The 1,082-nt window shown below is 68.3% G+C and carries 2 protein-coding genes; both read left to right on the forward strand.

Features of this window, described 5'->3' with window-relative positions; all coding sequences use genetic code 11:
• On the forward strand, positions 1–858 hold an 858-nt coding region (locus AC1DYI_RS36580; protein WP_477208979.1), incomplete at its 5' end, for a hypothetical protein.
• Between the two features lie 5 nt (positions 859–863).
• On the forward strand, positions 864–1,082 hold a 219-nt coding region (locus tag AC1DYI_RS36585), incomplete at its 3' end, for a hypothetical protein (RefSeq protein ID WP_477208980.1).

A 1,082-nucleotide genomic window follows, 5' to 3' on the forward strand; every position in this document is an offset into this window, starting at 1 on the left:
AGCCTCACGCACGCGGTGCGCACCGTCAGCTGGAAGAACTGGGTCGGGCCGTGGGTCGAGTTCCTGAAGGATGCTCTCACCCGCCAGGCCGACTTCGCCAAGGCCTTCGAACGAATCGAGGGGCCCAACGCGGTGAACACCGTGGTGACCACCGCGGCCGGCTTCCTGGCCAGTCAGCCCGGCCTCTCGCGCGAATGGCTGGGCAAGCGCGTCGTCGACAACGGCGTGCGCGACTTCATCACCACGCACACCGAGCGCATGGCACCCGAGGACCAGGCCGAGAACATCGCGCAGCTCGAATTCGGCGCGCGCGAGATGCGCCCCGGCGGGCTCGGCACCTACCGCGTCGTCAGCCAGACGCGCGGGAGACTGGACGGACGCATCGACGGGCTCGTCTTGGTGAACGACAGCCGGTTCGCCGAGATCACGCGCATCGAGGCGGACATCAACCAGCGGGCCATCGAGGTGGACCAGAACGCGCTCGCTGTGGAGGCAACGCGCCGGCAGGTGGACGACCGCAGCCTCACACTCGACCAGCGCCTCACCCGCTTCGACGGCCAGCTGACCCAGTTCAACACCGACTTCGACACCTTCCAGCGCGGCCGCAACGGCTTGGACACCCGGATCACCGGGCTGCAGAACGACCTGGCGAATGTTCGCCTCGACATCTCGCGCCTGCCGCGTGAGGTGGCGCCACGCGAGGTGGTGCCGGTGAAGGTGGCGGTGAAGGCACCGGCGAAGGGGGTGGCGAAGAAGGCATCGGCTGAGGCGCCTAAGACCGAGCCGAAAGCTACGCCGAAAAAGGCGGCCACCAAGGCCACCGCCAAGACCCCGGCCAAGCCGAAGAAGAAGGGCTGAGCGCCGTGGGCCCGTTCTCGCTCTACACCGCAGCCACTTGTGAGCCCGCCCAGCGGGTGAATGCCGGCCAGTTGTTCGACTTGAACACGCCGTTGACCGAAGGCAGCGTCACGCTGTTTCGTCGCAGCCTGTGGCTGCCGCTGCCCGCATCGGCGCGCCTCGCGGACGCCTTGCAGGTAGCCGCTGGCAGCACGTTGGCGCTGCGCTTCGAGGCGCTCGAGGTC

It is taken from the genome of Ideonella sp. P3_A4 (assembly GCF_056403075.1).